This window comes from Aquimarina agarivorans (genome assembly GCF_000218485.1).
GTDB lineage: Bacteria > Bacteroidota > Bacteroidia > Flavobacteriales > Flavobacteriaceae > Aquimarina > Aquimarina agarivorans.
Genome location: NZ_AFPB01000137.1, coordinates 15,506 through 37,475, shown reverse-complemented (window position 1 = coordinate 37,475; position 21,970 = coordinate 15,506). Strand labels below are relative to the sequence as shown.

Here is a 21,970-nt window from a genome sequence, read left to right as displayed (position 1 = left end):
ACATTTAAAGGATTAGGGGAAATGAAATACTTGCGGAATTTATTGTTTATTTCCACTTTTTTAGGATTTTTACCTACGCTACTTATCACTCAGTATTTTAATTTAAAACTTATTGGTATTTGGATTGCCTTAGGTGTTTGGTTAATTTTCAGAGCTGTGGGTATGTTTTGGAAATTTAAAAGTAAGTATATTAGCAGCACTGTATAATTTACGTTAAGTTTTACCAAAATGATCTTTCCTCCTGTGTTAACAAAAAAATATATGTTGCTGTTTCTTTTTGCAACAATTTTTCAATTAACTGCTCAAAACGAAACTTGGCTATTCAAACTGCCTGATAGCATTCCACCTAAAGATCGTATTTGCTTTGCTTTATATACAGTACATGAAAACACGTTAAAATTGACCGCTCAATTTTATCCTATAAAAAACTACGAGCCATTTACCGCTAGCTTACAAATAAAAGAAAATGGAAAATGGGTAGATAAAGCTTACGCAGAAATAATATATCCAGGGTATACCGCTCCTTTTAGAATTGAAAATTGGGATGATACAAAAGCTTATGAATACAGAGTAGCCCACAACAATAAAGCCTTTTACGAAGGCTCCATACAAAAAAACCCAATAGATAAGGACGAAATTGTGTTAGCCGCGTTTACCTGCAACTCCATTTATCCTAAATATGGAGGCGATATTGAACGTAACGATATTGTTGGAAACATGAAAAAACTAAAACCTGATGTCCTTTTTTTTTCAGGAGATCAGGTGTATGACCATAGCGAACATTATTTGTATTGGCTAAAATTTGGAAGAGATTTTGGCGATATTATCCGAAACACCCCTACCATTTGCTTGCCCGACGACCATGATATTGGACAAGCTAATTTATGGGGAGCTGGAGGAAAAAAAGGAACAGCCAGAAACGGCGAAAGTGGTGGCTATTACATGCCTGTAGAATACGTAAAAGAAGTAGAAAGAGCGCAAACCTCTCACTTACCTGACCCCTATGACCCAACTCCTATTGAACAAGGAATTGGTGTGTATTATACCGATTTAAAATGGGGAAGTATTAGTTTCGCTATTTTAGAAGACAGAAAATTTAAAAATGGACTTGAAGGCTTTGTAAAAGATGAAAAAAAATACTTCCCAAAAGTAACCGCTGCCAATATTGATGACAGACCTTTTAATGTAAAAGGAACTACTTTACTGGGCGAACGCCAATTGAAATTTCTTGAAGATTGGACAACCGATTGGAAGGATGCTGAAATAAAAACTGTACTATCGCAAACCATATTTGCCATGGGAAATACACATTCGGGTAAATTTGATAAACCTATCGGACTAGATTTTGATACCAACGGTTGGCCGCAAGCTAAAAGGGATAAAGCTTTGTCGGTAATTCGGAAAAGTTTTTCATGCATGATTGCTGGCGATCAGCATTTGGGCACCGTAATTCATCATGGTATTGATACTTGGAACGATGCAGGCTACTCCTTTTGCACTCCGTCGATAGCTAATTTTTGGTTGCGCTGGTGGGCTCCACCCGAAGCTGGAAAAAATCGTCAAAAAGGGGCACCAGATTATACTGGCGAATTTTTAGACGGCTTCCAAAATAAAATAACCATGCACGCCACTGCCAATCCAACCATACAGGAGAAAAAACAAAAAGGCGGACAGTTAACTACTACAGCCGCTGGCTTTGGGGTAATACGCTATCAAAAAAACGATCGAAAAATTACTTTTGAATGTTGGCCACGAAACGTTGATATTACCAACCCAAAAAGTAAGCAATACAAAGGTTGGCCTGTGACTATAAATCAAATGGATAACTTTAACATCACTAACGGATATGAACTACCTACATTTAAACTAACCAAAAAAAACCAAGTTGTTACTATTTATAATGAAGCTAACGAATTGGTTTCTTCTATTAGAGTAAAAGGTGATGAATATCAACCAAAAACGTATATTAAAGGAAACTTTAAGGTTGTTATTGGTGAAGGGAACTCTTTAAAAACATATCATGTTACTGCTTTTCAAAAGAACCAAAAGAAAGTTACTGTCAAATAATAAATTCCATTGTATTTTTTAACTAATCGTTTCTCCATTTGGCACACCATCCTCATCGGGGTTTAGGAATACTAATTTCCCATCGGCTTGTTGAGTCATAAGAATCATTCCTTCACTTTCAACGCCACGTAATTTTCTTGGAGCTAAGTTGACTAAAACAGTGACTTGCTTACCAATAATTGCTTCGGGTGCAAAATGTTCCGCAATACCAGAAACAATCGTACGTACATCAAGACCTGTATCTATTTTTAAAACTAGTAGTTTTTTAGCCTTTGGCATTTTTTCAGCTTCAATAATAGTTCCTACACGCATGTCTAGCTTACTAAAATCTTCAAAACTTGTCATGTCTTTTTGTGGTTCTACCTCTTTTGCAGCTGCTTCGTTTATCTTTTTGGTATCCTCTAATTTTTGAAGTTGTGCTTCAATTGTAGCATCCTCTACCTTTGAAAATAATAATTCTCCTTTCCCTATTTTGTGGCCATTAGACAATAAAGCTTCTGCGGAAGCGATATTCCCCCATGGTGTATAATCAGAAGTTATATTTAAAATAGACTTTAACTTAGTACTAGTAAAAGGTAAAAATGGCTCACATAATGTAGCCAAAGCTGATGCTATTTGAAGAGCTACATACATAATTGTTTTGGTACGTTCTTCATCTACCTTGATTGTTTTCCAAGGCTCCAAATCCGCCAAATATTTATTTCCTAAACGCGCTACATTCATCATTTCCTGGCTTGCTTCGCGAAAGCGGTAACGCTCCAATGAACTGGCTATAACCGCTGGATAGGCTTTTAGTTTTTCAAGTGTTTCGGTATCAATAGCCGTCAACTCATTAGGTGTTGGGACAACTCCTCCGTAATATTTATTAGTTAAAACTACCGCTCGGTTAATAAAGTTTCCAAAAATAGCTACTAGTTCGTTGTTGTTGCGTGCTTGAAAATCTTTCCAAGTAAAATCATTATCCTTTGTTTCAGGTGCATTTGCTGTTAACACATAACGCAATACATCTTGCTGACCTGGGAAATCTTCTAAATATTCATGCAACCAAACTGCCCAGTTTTTGCTTGTAGACAATTTGTTCCCTTCTAAATTTAAAAACTCATTTGCAGGTACATTTTCTGGTAAAATATAACTTCCTTCTGCTTTAAGCATGCTTGGAAATACAATACAATGAAATACAATATTATCCTTACCAATAAAATGCACTAATTTGGTATCGTCTTTTTTCCAGTAATCTTCCCAATTTTTACCTTCGCGCTTTGCCCACTCTTTGGTTGATGAAATATAACCTATTGGTGCATCAAACCACACGTATAGCACTTTCCCTTCTGCTCCTTCTGTGGGTACGGGAATTCCCCAATCTAAATCTCGGGTTACTGCCCTTGGTCGTAACCCATCGTCAATCCAACTTTTACACTGCCCATACACGTTGGTTTTCCAGTCTTTTTTATGACCTTCCAAAATCCATTCTTTCAAAAAATCCTCGTATTGATCTAATGGTAAAAACCAGTGTTTTGTACTTTTAGTTATGGGTTCAGCTCCTGAAATGGTGGATTTGGGATGAATTAAATCTGTAGCGTTAAGTGAGCTACCACATTTTTCGCACTGATCACCGTAAGCCTCATCATGCCCACATTTTGGACAGGTTCCAATGACAAAACGATCGGCTAAAAACTGTTCCGCTTCTGGGTCATAAAGTTGTTCGGTCACCTCTTCAATAAACTGTCCATTTTTATGCATTTTCATAAAAAATTCCGAAGCCGTATCGTGATGAATTTTCTTAGAGGTACGCGAATAATTATCAAATGAAATCCCAAAATCCTCAAATGAGGTTTTAATAATATGGTGGTACTTATCAATAATAACCTGTGGCGAAACCCCTTCCTTTTTAGCACGCATAGGAATGGCCACTCCATGCTCATCACTTCCGCCAATTAACACCACATCCTTACCAATACCACGCAAATAACGTGTATAAATATCGGCAGGCACGTACACACCCGCCATATGCCCAATATGTATAGGACCGTTAGTATAAGGCAATGCTGTGGTAATGGTATATCTTTTTGGCGTACTCATAATAATAAATTGTGCTGTATTATATTAAAGGAGCAAATTTAGGAAAAAGAGCGAGGTTTTAAATTAAGTATATCAAGTAAAATTTTATAACAATACTAAAATAACTTCCACATTTTTAAATCTTGTAATTCTCAATTATAAGGACTACAAAATTGTTAGAATTAACTACTAAGCATACTTAATAAAAAATTTAAAAGCACTATTAAATAATTTCAAGTAAAAAATTTATTACCAAACACTTAACCCATTTCTTTTTAAACTCAAGAATATTCGCACTTAAAAAAAAGTAGGGTTTATGAATACCAAGACGTTTTATCTCAGACTAATTACTACAAAAAATTAACTATGAAAAAATTAATCCCAAGTTATTTTAAATTAAATAAACTACTATCTATTCAGATGATAATGATAAGTTTTGCACTATCAGCACAACAAAAAAGTAACCACAACCATAAAAATTATTTGAAAAAAATTAATAATGCCCATGGAAAAAAATGTGTTATTTTAAATAAAAATATCAATACCATACCGGTAAGTAAATTTTTAAGGAAAAAAACTTCTGAAACTGATGCTACTCAAGTAAACTCGTTAAGAACCAATACATCTATAGAAAGCCCTCAATTAATAACTAATTTTAGAACCAATCCAAAGGGAACTAATCAGGTTAGTATTTCAAATGTTAATCCTAATGTTACAAATTTTGCCTTTAACGTATTTGATTCCCCTGTACTTGATGTTTTAAAAGTTGACACAAAAAAAATTACTATAGGTGGTCAAGTAGATGAAAATACCTTTGAATTTATTGAGAGCTCTGTAAATGGCAATGAAAATTTTGACTCCGCTACACCTCTATTTAAGGATCCAAAAATTTTCCAAACATATTATATTCAAAATATTGGCGATGGCCCAAATGGAATTACGGATAACAAACATAAAGACATTGATGTTTATAAAATAACTGCTAAAAAGAATGAAACTTTTGCAATCGACGTTAATTAAATTACTAAAGCATCATCAGAAAATTTTAATCCTGTTGTATATTTAGTTAATGAACAAGGAGACATTTTAGACTTTTTTACAGATGTAAATTCCTTTGAAAAACAGCCTATCGATTTTACCTTTAATAAAGAAACCATTGCTTATATTGTTGTTGCCGATTTAACAAGTATCAATGCAACGCCAAATACTCCACTATCTAAAAATGAAATTATTAACATCGATAAAGAGGTAAAATCAACTACAGAATTTGGACAATATGTCCTTAATGTGAGTAAAGAGACCATTAATTCCTTTTATTACAGTATGAATTTAAATAAAGGAGATGTGCTTTTAGCTATAGCAAACTCCACGCTTGGAAAGAGTTTGAGCCTTTTTTACCCTGATAAAAAATTGGCTTTCAAAAACATTAATAATTTTAATAATGCCGCTTTAGATAATAGAGAAGAAAGTCCATTTCCCCTAACATCTGAAAACACAGGCGCTTCGGTTAGTTATATAATACCTAAAACTGGCCGTTATATTATTAAAGAAGAGGTTTCAAATATTGCTTTTGAAGAAGAAGCTACAACTAATCAAGGCATTGACATTTTTGCCACCAGACCTAGATTTGAATTGAAACCTGGTACAAGAGATATTATTTACTTGGATTTTACTGGAGAAGAACTTTACTCAGATATGGCAATTGGTGAATTTGAAGATGAAAATTTATTAGATAACACACTCATTTTACAGTCTACACGTTTTAGAAAAAATAGTGTTGATGTAGATTTTAATACTATTAAACTATTAGCAATAAGTAGTTTTTTTGATAAAATTGGTTTAAAAAACGATAAAATTACAAGAACTCGTTTAACAAATAGAATAACTAATATTATTATTGAAGATTTTAATGAAGCCAATAAAAATGCGATTAATCCAAACTTTAACGTAACTTTTATTAGTGATTATGGCGATCCTGTTTTAGGAGATTTAATTCCTAAAATGCTCCATGAAAATAATATCAATTACAATACCTTATTTATTGGAGGTACTGAAGAAGTTGGCATTAATCCAGGGGGAGTAACCATTGATTTCGATACAGGAAATTTCAGTAATCAAGATACTGCAATATTATTTACTGAAGAACTAGCTGGCCCCTTTACTGTAGATGGTGAAGATATCCCTGGATTAATTGATAATATCAATTTTAGTAGCGATTTGAATAAGGAAAATTTTATAGCCGAATATTTATCAAGTGTAGCATCACATGAAATTGGTCATTTTTTAGGGCTTGAACATACTGAACCTGAAAATGAGCTTAAATCAATTATTGATAGTGGTACCAACGAATCAGAATTACTGAGCAATGATAAATTTGAAGACAAAGGCATAGATTATAGTAAATTTTTAGCCGATACTTATGATGCTTCTGAAAACAAGTTTGGACAAAACTTGGTTGACTTTAATGTTTATAGCGTACTCGGTTACCTACCAATAAATGATGCAAAAACCAAAAAGAAAATGAAATTTTAAAAAAGATTGATGAAATGCAATTAGATGTACTGAGCATTTTGCCAATTGAAAAACCTCTTTCTGTTACTAAGTTTGCACCTCAAATAAGTATTGACAAAGATGCTAATCTAACGTTACTTTCTAAAATTGATAATCACGTTAAAATAACACTTTATGACATTACAGGAGCAAAAATTACTGACATTTACACTGGTATGTTAAATAAGGATTCTCAACAACTAATTCCTTTAAACCCAACATCGCTTAATTTGAGTAGTGGAGTATATATTTTTAGTGTAAAAACATCTAAAAGCACTATTGGCTATAAATTTCTTGTAGAAAATTAATTTTATAGCCTATTTGTAAACCTGAATTCACAAACAAACTTAAAAGGGATCATTTATATTAATGATCCCTTTTAAGTTTGTATTGGACTCAAATATGTTTTGTGCTGGTTTTCAACTACTTTCTTTCAGCTACAAGATAGTCTTTACTATTTTGAAATGAGTAATCGAAATATTAAAAACCATCTAGTAGATATTTTTATCTAACTAACAATTATTATTTAATTTAAGTAATTTTATAAAAACTTAATACGCCTGATTACAATTTAATGCAAAATAAAGCAAAACGCTCCCCTAACATAATTACAATTCCCCCAATTTTAAAAAAAGGAGATACTATAGCCATTGTTTCCACTGCTCGAAAAATTTTAGTTTCTGAAATTAATCCTACCATTAGTTATTTAAAAAAATTAGGATATCAAATTCTTTTAGGCAACACGATTGGCTTAGAATTTCATCAATTTGCTGGCACAGATGAGGAACGTGCTGAAGATTTTCAGCAAATGATTAACAACCCAAAAATTAAAGCTATTTGGTGTGCCCGTGGCGGCTATGGTACTGTTCGAATTATTGATTGTATTGACTTTAGCCCTTTACAAAATTTCCCTAAGTGGGTTATCGGTTATTCTGACATTACCGTGCTACACTCGCATTTGCATAATTTAAATATAGCTTCAATACATGCTAGTCTAGTTTTCGATTTCTATAAAGCTTCCGCAGAAGCAAAACAATTACTAATCAATAATTACAAAGGGGTATTATCTCCTATAGAATTTGAAAGCAACCTACACAATAAATTAGGTAGCGCTACTGGAATTGCTGTTGGCGGAAACCTTTCAGTATTGTATTCCTTGTGTGGTTCTCCTTCTGCGATAAGCACCAATGGAAAAATACTTTTTTTAGAAGATTTAGACGAATACTTATACCATATAGATCGTATACTTCAAAACCTAGATCGTAACGGGCTATTTAAAAATTTATCTGGTCTTGTAATTGGTGGCATGACCAAAATGCACGATAATACCATTCCATTTGGTTTTAATGTTAAAGAACAAATTTTAGAAATTGCAAAAAACTACAATTACCCTATAGTTTTTGAAGCGCCTTTTGGACATATAAAGGATAATAGGCCTATTATTTTTGGAAAAGAAATTACTATTTATGTTCAGTCAAAGAGTGTAACTATAAGTTATTCTATGTAACTTAACGCAAACCATTTAAGTTTTAATACCATTTATTGCTGAAATCATTTTTTTTAACTGACGAATATTAATGGCAGATCATAACGAATTAGGTAAGGAAGGCGAAAAAAGAGCTCTTGAATTTTTAAAACAAAAGGGGTTTAAAATTCACCGAACTAATTTTCGTTACCTAAAACACGAAGTGGATATTATTGCTGAATTCAACAATGAAATCATTGCTATAGAAGTTAAAACCAGAAGTACACGAGATTTTGGCGATCCTCAAGATTTTGTAAAACCATCACAAATACAATCTATTGTAACTGCTTTAAATTTTTATATCCAAAAAAACGATATTGATTTAGAAGCTCGTTTTGATGTTATTGCTATTATAGCGCTTCAAGGAAAATTTGAAATTGAGCATATCGAGGATGCGTTTCTTTCGTTTTAAAATAGCGTAAAAAAAAGATTTTTACAGCTATAGAAGTCTTTATTCATATTATTGCTCAATATCTTCCGCTGTAAAAGCAATCAATTCATTAGCTTCAAAAACTGGTGTTAGCTGAATCGGATTACAACACACTTCACAATCTTCAACATAAGTTTGGCTGGCAACACTTGGATCAAGCAACATTGATATAGTTTCCCAACAATAAGGGCATTGAAAAAAATGTTCAAACATTATTTTAACCCTTGCTTTTCTGCAATTTCCGCCATGCGCGCTTTTACCTTTTTTAAAGCTTCCACAAGGATATCCCTTTCTTGTGATGTTAAACTATCCTGAACTTCAGGAATAAGTTGGTACATAATAGGCAGTACTTCCTGAATCACTTTTTTACCGTAAACCGTTAAAAAGATTCGGTTAACACGCTTGTCTACCTCGTCAGTCCGCATGATGATAAAATCTTTTTTTACCATTGAGTTTACCACACGCATCATTGAAACTTTATCCCGATGAGTTATAAAGGCCATATCGTTCATACGCTGACCATCATTAACGTTCAATCGTTTTAAAATACTCCATTCTTCTTTAGTTAAATTCAATCCATTTTTTTTAAATGCATTTTGAACTATAAATCCAAAATCGTAATGAATTTTACCTACCCATGAAAGGGCATGAGAGTTAATGTCTATTTCTTCAAATTCCATGTTATCTATATCTTTATTAAGCCAGTTCATCAATTTGCAATTGTAATTCTTCCCATAATTCTAAGGCATCTTGCAGTTGCTTTTTCTTGGAATCATAATTTACAAAAAAATCGGGCTTTGCCATAGTTTCTTCATAATTTGATTCCAATTCATCGTCCAACTTTTTAATTTCTCTTTCAAGTGCACTTATTTTACTTTCGGAATTGCTTATTTTATTCTGAAGAGATTTTAATTTTTTTTGCTCTTCGTAACTTTTTTGTTGTTTTACTTTTTCCTTAGTAGGATTTTTTTTGAGGAGCTTCAGATTTTTCAATCTCGCGCATATCCAACGCCTTTCGTTCACCTAAATAATAATCAATATCTCCAAGGTATTCTTTTATTTTTCGGTCTTTAAACTCGTATACTTTATTTGTTAAACCTTGTAAAAAATCCCTGTCGTGCGAAACTAATAACAAGGTACCTTCAAAATTTTCTAACGCCGACTTTAATACATTTTTAGATTTAATATCTAAATGATTTGTTGGCTCATCCATTACCAACACATTAAATGGCTGTAATAAAAGTTTGCAAAGCGCTAATCGATTTCGCTCTCCTCCAGACAGTACTTTTACTTTTTTATCTACATCATCCCCCCTGAATAAAAATGACCCCAACATATCACGTACCTTAGAACGCGTTTTTTCATCCGCGGCATTAATCATGGTTTCTTCAATAGAAATTTCTCCATCCAAATATTCCGCTTGATTTTGCGCAAAATATCCAATCTCTACATTGTGCCCCAACTTTAAGCTTCCTGTGTGAGGTAATTCATCAACAATTATTTTTGCTAGTGTTGATTTTCCCTGCCCATTTTGACCTACAAAAGCAGTTTTAGTACCTCTTTCAATTAAAAGATCAATCCCTTCCAAGATCTTCTTCTCGCCATAAGACTTTCCAACATTTTCAGCCTCAATTACCACTTTACCAGGTTGAATACTAATCGGAAATTTAATATTCATTACCGCATTATCATCTTCATCTACTACAATTCGCTCTACTTTGTCAAGCTTTTTGATTAAGGACTGTGCCATAGAGGCCTTTGTAGCTTTCGCTCTAAATTTTTCAATTAATCTTTCAGTATGCTCAATCTGCTTTGCCTGATTCTTTTGTGTAGCTAATTGTTGCGCTCTTAATTCTTTTCGCAAAACCAAATATTTAGAATACGGCTTATCGTAATCATATATTTTTCCTAAGGAAATTTCTATAGTTCGATTGGTCACATTATCCAAAAACATTTTATCGTGTGATACAATGACTACAGCTCCCGAATAATTTTTTAAAAAATTTTCCAGCCAAATAATAGATTCAATATCCAAATGATTGGTAGGCTCATCCAATAGTAAAATATCATTACTTTGTAGCAACAATTTTGCCAATTCAATACGCATACGCCAACCACCAGAAAAGGTGTCGGTCAGGTTATTAAAATCTTCCTTTTTAAAACCTAAACCCAATAGTACTTTTTCAGTTTCACCTTGGTAATTATAGCCTCCTAAAATTTCGTAATGTGCCGTAGAATCACTTACATCTTCAATTAATTTTGCGTAAGCCTCACTTTCGTAATCCGTGCGCTCAGTCAATTGTAAGTTAATCGCTTCAATTTGGCGTTCCAGCGTTTTTATTTCCTCAAATGCTTCATAAGCTTCTTCCAAAACTGTTCTACCTTCAACAAAATCAATATCCTGTTTAAGAAAGCCAATTTTAGCATTTTTATCCATAGCAATTTGCCCTGTATCGGGTTCTTGCTCTCGAGATAAAATTTTTAACATTGTAGATTTTCCAGCGCCATTTTTTCCAACCAAACCCACCCTATCTCCAGGAATAATTTTAAAAGTAATATCTTCAAAAAGATAGGTTCCTGCAAAAGAAATTGAAAGGTTATGAATATTCAACATTGCTAAAAAATTTGTGCAAAGATGCTTATTTTTACATTAGTAAAAAAGCTTAGTAACGCCATAGTTAAAACCATATGTTTTTATTTACAAATCATTAACAAAAGAGTAATTTTTAAACCTATCCCCTAATGAAATTTTTGAAAGGCACCTCAATTTATAGTATTTTAACTGGTACATGTCCAGTTTGCCAAAATGAATCCATGTATAAAAATACGCGAATTTTTGCCATAAAAAATGTTTTAGGAATGAATGAGCGTTGTAATCACTGCCATACAAAGTACAGCATGGAACCTTCATTTTTTTATGGCGCTATGTATGTAAGCTATGGTGTGGGAGTTGCATTTGGTGTGGCTGCATTTATAATTTCACATTACTTTTTTAATTTAAATTTACTTACAAGCTATTTTGTAATTGTAGGTACTATTTTGATTTGTTTGCCAATCATACTTCGCTTATCGCGAAATATCTGGATCAATTTATTTATGAGTTATGATGAAAGCAAAGACAAAAAGAGAAACAACTAGATGGTATTTCCCAAACAAATACTTTTTTTAGAAATATTAGCACCGTAGACGATATTCAATTTTCCATTCAAAATGATTACTTTTTCTTGATATTTTAAAATGAAATAATACTGTAGCTAATGCTATGCTTATTTTTTCTGATTTGTATATTTCCTATACCCACCATTTCTCTTAAAGGTAAATTCAAACAGTAAATGGTATTACATCAAACTTAAATTTAAACACCCGCCTCTTAATAATCAGCTTTGGACTTATAACGATTGCAATTTATTTCGTTTGGCAAAGGTTTTTTATATTCCATAAAATCTACCATTTGTTTTGCCACTGTTGGTGCAATCATCACACCTCGGGTGCCTAAACCATTCATTACAAATACATTTTCATGTTTGTGATGCGAACCTGCCAGGGGCCTCCTGTCCTTTACCGTTGGGCGAACTGCTGTTACCTGATCTATGATTTTATAAGGAACCGTAATTAAATCATCTAAACATGAAATCAAATGAGCTTTAGCAGCAAGATCATAATTCCCCCCTTTGATTTGTTGTTCGTACGTTGCCCCAAACTTATACCTGTTATTCCCTAAAGGCACTATAAAAAAATGCGACTTGACAGCTGCCTTAAGCTGTAAATCCTTGCACTCGATGATCAAATAGGTACCTTTATTACCTACGAGTAATAAGTGATTAAAAAAAGGATTTTTCTTAATTCCATACCCTTCGCAAAAAACTATTCTTTTTGCTTTAACCCCTTTGTATTGCACGTAGTTTTTTTTTATCTCCAACAAATCATAATCAAAATCCTCATTTTTGAAAGCTGCTTTGTTTACTAACTGTTTTGTGTAGGCATCTAACATTTTTTGTATTAAAATACGGCCAGTTTTCATGACTTGTCCATATTTGAAGGGCGCAACTATTGCTTTAGTAGGCTGTTCAACTAAATACGGAGATAAATAAGTACTAAGTTCAGGTTGGTCAATTTTTTCAAACCAATTGTTTTGCTCTTCCGCAGAGTGAAATCTTCTATATACTGGAAATTCTTCAACTATAGAAGTTTTTAAATTGCATCCCAAATTTTCATAAAACAACTTGGCATATTGCAATTGCGCATGCCCATTCCATGACATTGTATAGCGTTTTAGTACAATCGGATTAAACAAACCAGCAGCTACTACTGACGCTTTTTTATCGGATCCATCAATGATATAAACAGACTTCCCTTCGCCCTCTAAATGCGATGCAAGCACACTTCCACCTAAACCAAAACCAACTATAATATAATCTATCATACTAACAAAGTTACTTTAATTATTGTCAGCTTATAAACTAAGTTTTAGAATACACATTTTTAATATAAAACACTTACTATAGAAAAAGACAAAATGAACCAGTATGGACTAAAAGTCATTACTTTTTAAACATCCGTTTTTTGCAATTAGCTATTAGCCTTTGGCTATTAGCAGTATTTTAAAGCCAACAGCTAATTACTAATTGCCAATAGCTCTTGTAATATTTTTAAAAGCTAAAAGCGAAATGCTTTAAAAATGCATAGTTTTAAATAAACCTGAGACCAATAAAGAAAATTCACCTTTAATTGAGTTGGTAACTCAAAACTGACTTCATCCTTGAGACACTATCAGATTTGCAGAGAAGCAAACACAATTCAACAACTCACAACGGACAACTCCCCGCAAAAAACTCTCAACAAAAAAATTAAACCAAAAAAAATGCCTTTGGAATTCCAAAGGCATTTTCATAATTATATAAAATACTAATAACACTAGTAATTCCACATATCTTGTTCAAAATCTCGAATACTTTCTTTGATTCTTTGGCTTTCTAACAACTGCAATAAAGCATTGTCATTGATGTAGTCCTCTACTTTACGGTCACCTTGTTCATTATCTTCTTTGTAAATCACACTACTAAACCTTCGCGAATTTAACAAATGATCAAATGAAATAGGCATATAAGTATTCTTGCGATTAAATGCTTTTGCATTATGCAAAATCTCTCTTACCTGAGGATAAAACACCCAAAATAAAGGCACTAAATCTGGCTCTTCGTCATCTATAAAGTTAACATCGGGTGCTACTGGTGCTATACCTAACAAACGGTATTTTAATTCTCCTTGCCTTTTATCAAAGTACCATAATCCTTTTACATGATATTCAGCAATATCTTGAGCAGTTAAGTCTCTTACTTCAATAAATTCCTGAGAAACATTCTCACCTGCATTCAATTGTTCAATACCTAAATCAGTGGTATCTACTTTTTTAATGGTAGCACTCAAATCTTCGAGTGTTCTTTTTTCAGTAAAATATGAATCTGAATATACATGCTCTAATTTACCATTTTTGATACTACTCAATAATACGTCAAATAATGATCTTCTATCAGAACCAATATTTACAGTATCAATTGGATAATACAATGGAAAATTAACTCTTTCATCAAGATCAATAATTTCCCAAGTGGTTTTAGCCCAAAGTACATCTCTGTCATCTACGTATCCATACTCTAATGGATTATCGTTATCATTCTCAATCTGCTGAGCGGTTTTTACTCCTATGTCCTCAGGGTTTTGAGAATTTAGCGCGTTTGCTTGACCCATTACAGAGGCCGAAACAACAATACTAAAGGTTAAAGCTATAAAATTTCTCAAATTCATAATTACGATAATTAATTATATTAGTTTGTTAACTCAACAATTACAGGAGATACCTTTTTAACACGGTATGAGCTTCCTGAAGCTAACTTAGCATTAATATCAAATATTTGAACTGACTCACCACGCTTAGCTCTTTTTAACGCAGCACGAGCAGCACTATTTAATTTATTTCCAGAAACTCTTGATGTAGGTTGTCCTGGCACTTTAATTTTAAAACCTGTTACTTTTAATTTCAAATTAAAATCAAAATCAGGCAAAATAGCTCCAATAGTTGATACAGCTAATGAACTTTTGGTCATTTTTATTGAGCCATCTTCGCCACGCACCGTTCCAACTGGTCTTGGAATATCTTTAATACGGAATGTTTTACTATCGCTTACTACTTTACCATTTGGTAATTTACCGCTCACTACAATTTTAACTTCACGCTTTTTTACGTTAGTAACATTCATTGAATATTTACCTGCTCCCTTACCAGATTTCAACCCTGGAGCCTTTGCGCTAACAGAAGCGACACCAGGAATTGATATTGTCATCGGGTTAGTCACCCCACGATACACCACATTCATTTTATCAGCAGAAATAACCGCTGAATTTGGTAATGGTATTACTGAGTAAGAACTTTTAATTGGAATTGGGATGATAGAATCTCCTTCTTTAAATTGAAACTCTCCTTCAATAGTTTGTTCTCCCACGTTACCTGCTGGAAACTCTAAAATAGTTTGACCTTCCTGCATTGATTCAGGAGAAAGCTCTTTACCATTTACAGTTACTTTATGTGCTTTTAACGTTTTATCCTTCTTTCCTAATACGATTTTACCTGTAAATTTTTCTCCAGAAAAATAAGCTGTTTTATCAGCAACTACAATTGCTTCAAAGTTTGATAAAGAAACTTCACTCTTTAATTTACCTCCTAAAATAGCAGATAAAATTTCAGATTCATCTTTCTTAACATCATTTTCCATTTGTGTCAACTTCGTTAAAGAAGCTACCATTGGAAAACCTTCGTAATTGTAACGTAACCAATCTACTTTTAACCCGTCTCTGTTTTCAACTGGTTCAGTTGAAAAATCAGCATTAACTGACTTGATTATTTCAGTAAAATCTGTAGTACCACCTTTTAATTCAGCGTTGATACCATTGCGGTAAGCGTCAATTTTCTCAACAAATTCTTTACCTTCCGATGTTATTTGACCACCTGCAAAAAAGTGCTCATCTAAAGGTGCTGATTTATCCATTGTTTGGTAATCCACCTTTTGTTCATCAGTCATACCTGCTAATATAACATCCTTTGTTTCTTCTAAGTACTTAATTAAGTCATCAGATAACTTAGCAATACGCTTAGTTTTTTCAAGTTCAGGCTTATATTTTTCTGGCTGCTCTTCAACTTTAGCTTGTAAATCCTCCATAAACGCTTCATTTCTTTCTGAAGCTCTTACGTTTGATTTTTCTAATTTTTCGTTCATTAACCCGAATGCCGATAATACTTCTTTCGACATATTTAGCGCCATCATTGCGATGAATACTAAATACATCAGGTTAATCATCTTCTGTCTAGCGGACAATTTTCCTCCTGCCATTTTTAATTAGTTTTTAAGGTTATTAATTATAGTTTTAAAAACTAATTAGCTTCTATTCATAGCAGTTAACATTCCTCCATACACTCCATTTAATGAAGATAAGTTTGAAGTTAAGCTTTCCATTTGATCCTTTAACTTAGCCGCATTATTAGCGATAGCTTGATTAGCATCAGCTTGCTTTTGAGAAGACTCTAACTGTATTTTATATAAGTTATTCAAGGATTCCATTTGAGTAGCTGCTACTGACATTTCTTCGCTATATTTCTTTTGAGAAGCTATGCTATCAACCGTCGGACTAATTCCTTTTGCTGCTCCTTCAAAGTTTCTGATACTTTGACCTAAGCTTTCCATTAAACTTCCATCGATACGCGCTTCTTTAAGCATAGCATCTAATTTTTGAGACAACATTCCTTGTTGATCTAAAACTTCTTCTTTTTTCTTTCCTTTGGTAGACTGACCTCCTGCTAATTCAGGATATACTAAAGACCAATCTAATTCATCATCTACTGGTTCAAATGCAGATACTACAAATACTAATGCTTCTGTAATCAGACCAATAATAAGCATTTCATTACCGAAAGGCCAATGCATTATTTTAAATAATGCTCCGATGATTACAACGGCCGCACCGAGACCGTATACCATGTTCATTACTTTTTTACTTCCTTTTGACTGTGCCATAATAAATTTTAGTTTAAGTTTTTAAGTTTAATTGGATAATATTTGGGGCAATTTAATTTATTTACCTGTCGTTTTAGTGTTTCCTGTTACGTCTGTTCCCATATAGTCCTGAACAGCTCGGAAACCTATATAACTACGTGCAGAATCTGCATACTCGTAATCACGTGTACTTACTTGCAAGAAATAAGCAACATCTTTCCAAGAACCTCCACGAACCACTTTTCGCTTATTTTCATCGTCGCTTGAATTCGGGTTCATAGATGATGTATACTCATAAGATGCTGGATCATATGTTGAACCTACCCATTCTGATACGTTACCTGCCATATTGTACAAACCGTAATCATTAGGATCGTATGAATTCGCTTCAACAGTATATAATGCTTGATCAGCTGCATAATCTCCACGCATAGGCTTAAAGTTAGCTAAGAAACACCCTCTATCATTTTTAGCGTAAGGTCCACCCCATGGGAATGTTCCTGATTCCAAACCTCCTCTTGCAGCGTATTCCCACTCTGCTTCCGTAGGTAGACGGTAACGAGATACTTGGTCTTTATTTTTCTTTTTTCTTAAAGCATCATTATGATTTTTTGTTCTCCAATCACAAAAAGCTTTTGCTTGTTTCCAAGTCACACCAACCACTGGATAATCATCGTAAGATGTGTGCGTAAAATACATATCGTGCATTGGTTCATTGTAAGAATAACTAAAATCTCTAATCCATACTGTAGTATCTGGATATATCTTTAAAGCTTCACGCTTTAAGAATTTTTTCGAATCTTTACTTCGGCTTCTAGCCATCGCTTCTATATCATACCACTTATAGTCGTACACCAACTTTTCAGTTTTAAAAGTACGCACGCCATTATGAGATTCTTCCGCACGAATATACAGACTATCCATTACCTCAGCGTAGTATTCATCAGGATATTCATTTAAGTCTTCAATAAGATCCACATCTTTATTAAGGGCTTTTCCTTCATATCCGGTTTCACCTAGACCTTCGTAGTTATCTCTTACATACTTTTCGTATACTGACAACTCTTCTTCATCCTCTGTGTTTCTGAATGCAAACTGACCGATACCGTCTTCATCAGAACCTGTTTGACCAACTTCGTCAGCTGTAATTGCCAATTGAGTCCTAACAACTGAATCTTTAACCCACTCAGTAAATTGTCTGTATTCTGAATTTGTAATTTCCGTCTCATCCATGTAGAAAGAACGCACAGTAACTGTTTTAGGAGGAGCATTTAATAGACCTGCTTTATCATCATCGGATTTACCCATAATGAACGCACCACCAGGGATTAAAGTCATACCATATGGCTTTTCAGGATGCCAAGCTTTCCCCTTCACACCAGTCAACTGACCATTACTTTTAGGAGTACAACTAATCAAGGCTGCTAGGGCAGCAGCAAACATTAATAGTTTCTTCATAACTTATTTTAGGTTAAGATCTTTTAAATTCAAGGTAGTAAACCTATTTATTAATTTTTAAAAAACAATTAAATACTTAAAAAAATATCTATTGTTCGACAAAACTACATTTCAAACTTCATTTTCGCATTATACCATCTTTCAGGTAATATTTGGTCACAAGCTTCAATATAATCTTCGTATGTGCAAGGTAATAACGCATTAGAAATTAAATTATTATTCAATCTACTAGAATATGTTATTTCCATCCACCATCTTTCGGTTATTCTGCTCTTATAAAACGACACTACTTCTTCATTTACAGGGACTTGATAATGAATTACATCCATCGTTTCAACCACACCACTTTCATTCCACCGCGCACTAACCCCTTCTATGAAATACCAAACTAACTGGGCTATTAGTTGATCCCCAGAAGGATAGCAAATATCCGAATTATATTCGTATATTCCAAAACTTGTCACCTTATTACTGATACCTGCATATCGACTAAGTGCGCAAATTTCTCGACCAGTGAACCCGTTAGGATTTACCCCATAATAGGCAGAACTTACTGAATTACAGTCTATTCCAACGATATTTGCGTCTCTCATAATAGGCTCTGCAGCCTTCAAATTACCAGCAATTTCACCCAATCTAAAGCCATCAAAAAACATTCGATTTAACAAATCTAACTCCTCAGGAGCGACATAATAAGACTGATATCCAAGATTTGTGTAGTTAAATAAGTTATAAGGTTGGTCTACTACAATTTTACCTAGGTATGATTGATTTGATATGGGTTCATCCACATTTCCTAGGTCAAAACAGGCATCTACATTAACAATATTCACCATTCCTGCTTCAGGATCATAGGCGCGGTACTGACCATACATCAAATCCTGACTCCCCCCCAACATAATAGGCATGCATTTATTTTTATGTAGCGCTTTGGTCAACTCTTTAACAGCAAAATAAGTGTCATTCACCGTTTCACCAGTCAAAATATTGCCCACATCATAAATTTCCACATCCCAATTTCCTTTAGCTAAACGGTAAAATTGTTTTCTGATACCATCAAAATTCAATTTTTCTAACAATCCATTGGGATTGTTTCTATTCTCAATTACCGAAAATAACACTAAGCCACCTTCTTTTAACTCTGGTACTGTTTCTGCAGAATAAAAATTTAGCTGCCTGCCCAATGTATGCTCAGGCAAACCAGTTGCATAATTCAACAATTCAGACGATACTGGCCTTAAAAACTCAAACATGCGATTATTTTAAAAAAATTACTTGGTCGTCTTTTTACTCTTGGCTGTCGTTTTCTTTTTAGCTGCAGTTTTTCTTTTTGCAGGTGCTTTTTTCTTAGGTGCATTCTTATCAATAATGGCCTGTACTTTTTCTAACGTAAGCTTGGTCGCATCAACTGTTTTAGGCAATTCAATTTTAAGCTTCCCTTTTATTACATTACTACGCCCCCAACGCGCTTTTTCAACACGGATACCTTCATCCTCCCAATGATGAATTACCTTATCTATTTCTTTCTGCTTTTTCTCTTCAATTAAGGTAACTATATCATCATCTGACAAATTATCAAAATCGTATTTTTTATTGACATTAATAAAAAGCCCATTCCATTTTAAATAAGGACCAAAACGACCTGTCCCTTTTTGTACTGGCAATCCGTCGTGTTCGTAAATAGGGGCATCTGCCTTCTCTTTGGCATCAATTAATTCCTGAGCCCTTTTTAGGTCTACACCCATTGGATCTTCTCCTTTTTCCAAGGAAACATATTTATCCCCATATTTAATATAAGGACCAAAACGACCGTTGGAAACTATTACGGACAACTCCTTATATACCCCCAAATCTTTAGGCAATTGAAACAAATCCATAGCCTCTTCAAATGTCAAACTACTTAAAGTTTGTCCTGGGCTTAAACTTGCAAAACGTGGTTTTTCTTCGTCCTCAACAGATCCTATTTGCACCATAGGACCAAATTTCCCCAAACGCACACTCACAGGCTTTCCTGTTTCAGGATCTTTCCCTAATATTCGTTCACCAACTTCCCTTTCAGCATTTTCAGCAACATCTTGTACCGTTGGATGAAAATCATCGTAAAAAGACTTCATCACCCCAGTCCACTCTTCATTACCCGCAGCTATTTCATCAAAATCTTCTTCTACCTTAGCTGTAAAATTATAATCAAGTATCGAGGAAAAATGCGCTACTAAAAAGTCGTTTACTACCATCCCTACATCGGTTGGCACTAACTTCCCTTTATTACTACCTACTTTTTCCTGAAGTTGACTTTCTACAATTTCGCCGTTGGAAAGTATGATTTCTGCATATTTCCTGAAATCACCTTCGTACGTTCCCTTTTCAATATACTTCCTGTTTTGGATGGTTGAAATTGTTGGCGCATATGTAGAGGGACGTCCTATGCCTAACTCTTCCAGTTTTTTTACCAAAGAAGCTTCCGTAAACCTACTTGGCGGTCTAGAAAAACGTTCCGTTGCTTTTATAAAGTTATTTCCAAGTGCTTCGCTTACTTTCATTGCTGGCAAAATACCATCTTGTTCTTCGTGTTCATCATCATTCCCTTCCAAATACACCTTCAAAAACCCTTCAAAAGTAATTACCTCACCGTTTGCAGTAAATACCTCATTATGCTTATCGGCTTCAATACGCACATTGGTTCTTTCCAATTGCGCGTCGCTCATTTGCGATGCAATGGCACGTTTCCAAATCAACTCATACAAGCGTTGCTGATCACGCTCAGCATTTACCGAATGATTGGCAAAATTTGTCGGTCTTATAGCTTCGTGCGCTTCCTGTGCACCCTTGCTTTTTCCTTTGTATTGCCTAGTTTTACTATACTCACTTCCGTAAGCCGAAACAATTTCTGCAGTAGCGCCATCCTGCGCTTGCTTGGATAAATTTACACTATCCGTTCTCATGTAAGTTATATGTCCAGCCTCATACAAACGCTGAGCTAAATTCATGGTTTTAGATACCGAAAAGTAAAGTTTCCTAGCCGCCTCCTGTTGTAATGTAGAAGTTGTAAATGGTGCAGCTGGGGACTTTTTTGCTGGTTTTTTTGTTAAATCGGCCACCTTAAAAGCAGTACCTACATTATTGGCTAAAAAAGTTTCTGCTTCCGCTTTACTAGAAAAGTTTTTAGGCAACTTAGCTTTAAAACTTTTTCCATTTACATTCCTAAATTCAGCATCAATACGGTATGATGCTTTAGTTTCAAAACCTAAAACCTCCCGTTCGCGCTCCACAATTAAACGCACAGAAACAGATTGCACCCGACCTGCGGATAAACCTCCTTTAACTTTTCGCCATAACACCGGGGATAATTCATACCCCACCAAACGATCCAAAACCCGTCTGGCTTGTTGTGCGTTTACTAAATTATAATCAATTTCACGCGGATTTTCAATAGCTTTTAAAATTGCCGTTTTGGTAATCTCATGAAAAACTATACGCTTTGTTTTATCTTTTTCCAAATCTAATGACTCAGCCAAATGCCATGCAATAGCCTCTCCCTCACGATCCTCATCACTTGCTAACCAAACTGTTTCTGCTTTTTTAGATAAATTTTTCAGCTTTTTAACAACATCTTTTTTGTCATCAGAAACTATATATTTAGGCTTAAAGTCTCCCTCAACATTTACCCCCAATTCCTTAGAAGGCAAATCCGCAATATGACCAAAGCTTGAATGCACAACATAATCCTTACCCAAAAACTTTTCAATGGTTTTTGCTTTTGCCGGGGACTCAACTATTACTAAATTTTTTGCCATTTCTTATCTTTTAACAAAAACAAAAGTAGGTCAATTTTTTTTA

18 protein-coding genes and 2 pseudogenes are annotated in these 21,970 nt (G+C 34.1%); 8 read left to right on the top strand and 12 right to left on the bottom strand.

What is annotated here, in order from left to right:
* Positions 1-207 (top strand): annotated as a pseudogene (locus GMC_RS22180) (MATE family efflux transporter); the annotation flags it as partial.
* A gap of 54 nt (positions 208-261) precedes the next feature.
* Positions 262-2,067, top strand: coding sequence for a metallophosphoesterase family protein (locus GMC_RS0107680; RefSeq protein WP_010521582.1), 1,806 nt, complete (start codon positions 262-264; stop codon positions 2,065-2,067).
* Positions 2,068-2,085: 18 nt separating this feature from the next.
* Here the strand turns inward: GMC_RS0107680 and metG are convergent, their stop codons facing one another.
* A complete protein-coding gene (gene metG, locus GMC_RS0107675; RefSeq protein ID WP_010521581.1) occupies positions 2,086-4,146 on the bottom strand; it encodes a methionine--tRNA ligase in 2,061 nt (686 codons plus the stop codon).
* 345 nt (positions 4,147-4,491) lie between these two features.
* On the opposite strand from metG, the gene GMC_RS0107670 reads away from it, so the two are divergent.
* Entirely contained in the window at positions 4,492-5,145 is a 654-nt protein-coding gene (locus GMC_RS0107670; protein ID WP_010521580.1) for a hypothetical protein, read from the top strand.
* Here GMC_RS0107670 and GMC_RS22175 read toward each other — a convergent pair.
* Positions 5,142-5,282, bottom strand: coding sequence for a hypothetical protein (locus tag GMC_RS22175; protein ID WP_238527947.1), 141 nt, complete (start codon positions 5,280-5,282; stop codon positions 5,142-5,144). The two genes, GMC_RS0107670 and GMC_RS22175, sit on opposite strands and share 4 nt — an antisense overlap.
* 166 nt (positions 5,283-5,448) lie before the next feature.
* Between GMC_RS22175 and GMC_RS0107660 the strand changes: the two genes are divergently transcribed.
* The 4 genes from GMC_RS0107660 (at position 5,449) to GMC_RS0107645 (ending at position 8,612) form a co-directional block, all read left to right on the top strand.
* Positions 5,449-6,657: a hypothetical protein gene (locus GMC_RS0107660; protein ID WP_010521579.1), complete on the top strand. Its 1,209-nt coding sequence runs from the start codon at positions 5,449-5,451 to the stop codon at positions 6,655-6,657.
* Positions 6,658-6,671: 14 nt separating this feature from the next.
* Complete coding sequence (locus GMC_RS0107655) at positions 6,672-6,983, top strand: T9SS type A sorting domain-containing protein (RefSeq protein WP_010521578.1); 312 nt, start codon at positions 6,672-6,674, stop codon at positions 6,981-6,983.
* 266 nt (positions 6,984-7,249) lie between these two features.
* Positions 7,250-8,182, top strand: coding sequence for a S66 peptidase family protein (locus GMC_RS0107650; RefSeq protein ID WP_010521577.1), 933 nt, complete (start codon positions 7,250-7,252; stop codon positions 8,180-8,182).
* 70 nt (positions 8,183-8,252) lie between these two features.
* A complete protein-coding gene (locus tag GMC_RS0107645) occupies positions 8,253-8,612 on the top strand; it encodes a YraN family protein (RefSeq protein WP_010521576.1) in 360 nt (119 codons plus the stop codon).
* 48 nt (positions 8,613-8,660) lie between these two features.
* Here GMC_RS0107645 and GMC_RS0107640 read toward each other — a convergent pair whose 3' ends face one another.
* The 3 genes and pseudogenes from GMC_RS0107640 to GMC_RS19460 form a co-directional block, all read right to left on the bottom strand.
* On the bottom strand, positions 8,661-8,843 hold the full coding sequence (locus tag GMC_RS0107640; RefSeq protein WP_010521575.1) for a CPXCG motif-containing cysteine-rich protein: 183 nt from the start codon (positions 8,841-8,843) through the stop codon (positions 8,661-8,663).
* Entirely contained in the window at positions 8,843-9,340 is a 498-nt protein-coding gene (locus GMC_RS0107635) for a MarR family winged helix-turn-helix transcriptional regulator (protein ID WP_010521574.1), read from the bottom strand. Before GMC_RS0107635 ends, GMC_RS0107640 begins: the two co-directional genes overlap by 1 nt.
* Positions 9,327-11,244, bottom strand: a pseudogene (locus tag GMC_RS19460) (ABC-F family ATP-binding cassette domain-containing protein). The gene GMC_RS0107635 and the pseudogene GMC_RS19460 overlap by 14 nt, the downstream one beginning before the upstream one ends.
* Before the next feature lie 128 nt (positions 11,245-11,372).
* Here GMC_RS19460 and GMC_RS0107625 point away from each other — a divergent pair.
* Entirely contained in the window at positions 11,373-11,768 is a 396-nt protein-coding gene (locus GMC_RS0107625; RefSeq protein ID WP_010521573.1) for a DUF983 domain-containing protein, read from the top strand.
* A 232-nt stretch (positions 11,769-12,000) separates the two neighbouring features.
* Here the strand turns inward: GMC_RS0107625 and GMC_RS0107620 are convergent, their stop codons facing one another.
* The 7 genes from GMC_RS0107620 to topA all read right to left on the bottom strand — a co-directional run bounded on the left by GMC_RS0107620 (position 12,001) and on the right by topA (position 21,927).
* Positions 12,001-13,053 (bottom strand): NAD(P)/FAD-dependent oxidoreductase, encoded by a 1,053-nt coding sequence (locus GMC_RS0107620; protein ID WP_010521572.1) that lies wholly within the window; start codon positions 13,051-13,053, stop codon positions 12,001-12,003.
* A 491-nt stretch (positions 13,054-13,544) separates the two neighbouring features.
* A complete protein-coding gene (porN, locus tag GMC_RS0107615) occupies positions 13,545-14,435 on the bottom strand; it encodes a type IX secretion system ring subunit PorN/GldN (protein ID WP_010521571.1) in 891 nt (296 codons plus the stop codon).
* 20 nt (positions 14,436-14,455) lie between these two features.
* Positions 14,456-16,015, bottom strand: a complete 1,560-nt coding sequence (gene porM, locus GMC_RS0107610) for a type IX secretion system motor protein PorM/GldM (RefSeq protein WP_010521570.1) — start codon at positions 16,013-16,015, stop codon at positions 14,456-14,458.
* A 45-nt stretch (positions 16,016-16,060) separates the two neighbouring features.
* Positions 16,061-16,696 carry a type IX secretion system motor protein PorL/GldL gene (gene porL / locus GMC_RS0107605; RefSeq protein ID WP_010521569.1) on the bottom strand — a complete coding sequence of 212 codons (636 nt, stop codon included), beginning with the start codon at positions 16,694-16,696 and terminating at the stop codon, positions 16,061-16,063.
* A 57-nt stretch (positions 16,697-16,753) separates the two neighbouring features.
* Positions 16,754-18,133, bottom strand: coding sequence for a T9SS ring complex lipoprotein PorK/GldK (gene porK, locus GMC_RS0107600; RefSeq protein WP_029489659.1), 1,380 nt, complete (start codon positions 18,131-18,133; stop codon positions 16,754-16,756).
* Positions 18,134-18,237: 104 nt separating this feature from the next.
* The gene (locus tag GMC_RS0107595) at positions 18,238-19,386 is read right to left on the bottom strand and encodes a formimidoylglutamase (RefSeq protein WP_010521567.1); all 1,149 of its coding nucleotides are present in this window, start codon (positions 19,384-19,386) and stop codon (positions 18,238-18,240) included.
* A gap of 18 nt (positions 19,387-19,404) precedes the next feature.
* Positions 19,405-21,927, bottom strand: coding sequence for a type I DNA topoisomerase (gene topA, locus GMC_RS0107590; protein ID WP_010521566.1), 2,523 nt, complete (start codon positions 21,925-21,927; stop codon positions 19,405-19,407).
* Positions 21,928-21,970: the final 43 nt, after the last annotated feature.

What these genes read in the sequence shown, in the direction of transcription:
- GMC_RS0107680 (WP_010521582.1), top strand. Translation starts at nt 262, where the DNA reads ATGTTGCTGTTTCTTTTTGCAACAATTTTTCAATTAACTGCTCAAAAC.
- metG (WP_010521581.1), bottom strand. Translation starts at nt 4,146, where the DNA reads ATGAGTACGCCAAAAAGATATACCATTACCACAGCATTGCCTTATACT.
- GMC_RS0107670 (WP_010521580.1), top strand. Translation starts at nt 4,492, where the DNA reads ATGAAAAAATTAATCCCAAGTTATTTTAAATTAAATAAACTACTATCT.
- GMC_RS22175 (WP_238527947.1), bottom strand. Translation starts at nt 5,282, where the DNA reads ATGGTTTCTTTATTAAAGGTAAAATCGATAGGCTGTTTTTCAAAGGAA.
- GMC_RS0107660 (WP_010521579.1), top strand. Translation starts at nt 5,449, where the DNA reads ATGAATTTAAATAAAGGAGATGTGCTTTTAGCTATAGCAAACTCCACG.
- GMC_RS0107655 (WP_010521578.1), top strand. Translation starts at nt 6,672, where the DNA reads ATGCAATTAGATGTACTGAGCATTTTGCCAATTGAAAAACCTCTTTCT.
- GMC_RS0107650 (WP_010521577.1), top strand. Translation starts at nt 7,250, where the DNA reads ATGCAAAATAAAGCAAAACGCTCCCCTAACATAATTACAATTCCCCCA.
- GMC_RS0107645 (WP_010521576.1), top strand. Translation starts at nt 8,253, where the DNA reads ATGGCAGATCATAACGAATTAGGTAAGGAAGGCGAAAAAAGAGCTCTT.
- GMC_RS0107640 (WP_010521575.1), bottom strand. Translation starts at nt 8,843, where the DNA reads ATGTTTGAACATTTTTTTCAATGCCCTTATTGTTGGGAAACTATATCA.
- GMC_RS0107635 (WP_010521574.1), bottom strand. Translation starts at nt 9,340, where the DNA reads ATGAACTGGCTTAATAAAGATATAGATAACATGGAATTTGAAGAAATA.
- GMC_RS0107625 (WP_010521573.1), top strand. Translation starts at nt 11,373, where the DNA reads ATGAAATTTTTGAAAGGCACCTCAATTTATAGTATTTTAACTGGTACA.
- GMC_RS0107620 (WP_010521572.1), bottom strand. Translation starts at nt 13,053, where the DNA reads ATGATAGATTATATTATAGTTGGTTTTGGTTTAGGTGGAAGTGTGCTT.
- porN (WP_010521571.1), bottom strand. Translation starts at nt 14,435, where the DNA reads ATGAATTTGAGAAATTTTATAGCTTTAACCTTTAGTATTGTTGTTTCG.
- porM (WP_010521570.1), bottom strand. Translation starts at nt 16,015, where the DNA reads ATGGCAGGAGGAAAATTGTCCGCTAGACAGAAGATGATTAACCTGATG.
- porL (WP_010521569.1), bottom strand. Translation starts at nt 16,696, where the DNA reads ATGGCACAGTCAAAAGGAAGTAAAAAAGTAATGAACATGGTATACGGT.
- porK (WP_029489659.1), bottom strand. Translation starts at nt 18,133, where the DNA reads ATGAAGAAACTATTAATGTTTGCTGCTGCCCTAGCAGCCTTGATTAGT.
- GMC_RS0107595 (WP_010521567.1), bottom strand. Translation starts at nt 19,386, where the DNA reads ATGTTTGAGTTTTTAAGGCCAGTATCGTCTGAATTGTTGAATTATGCA.
- topA (WP_010521566.1), bottom strand. Translation starts at nt 21,927, where the DNA reads ATGGCAAAAAATTTAGTAATAGTTGAGTCCCCGGCAAAAGCAAAAACC.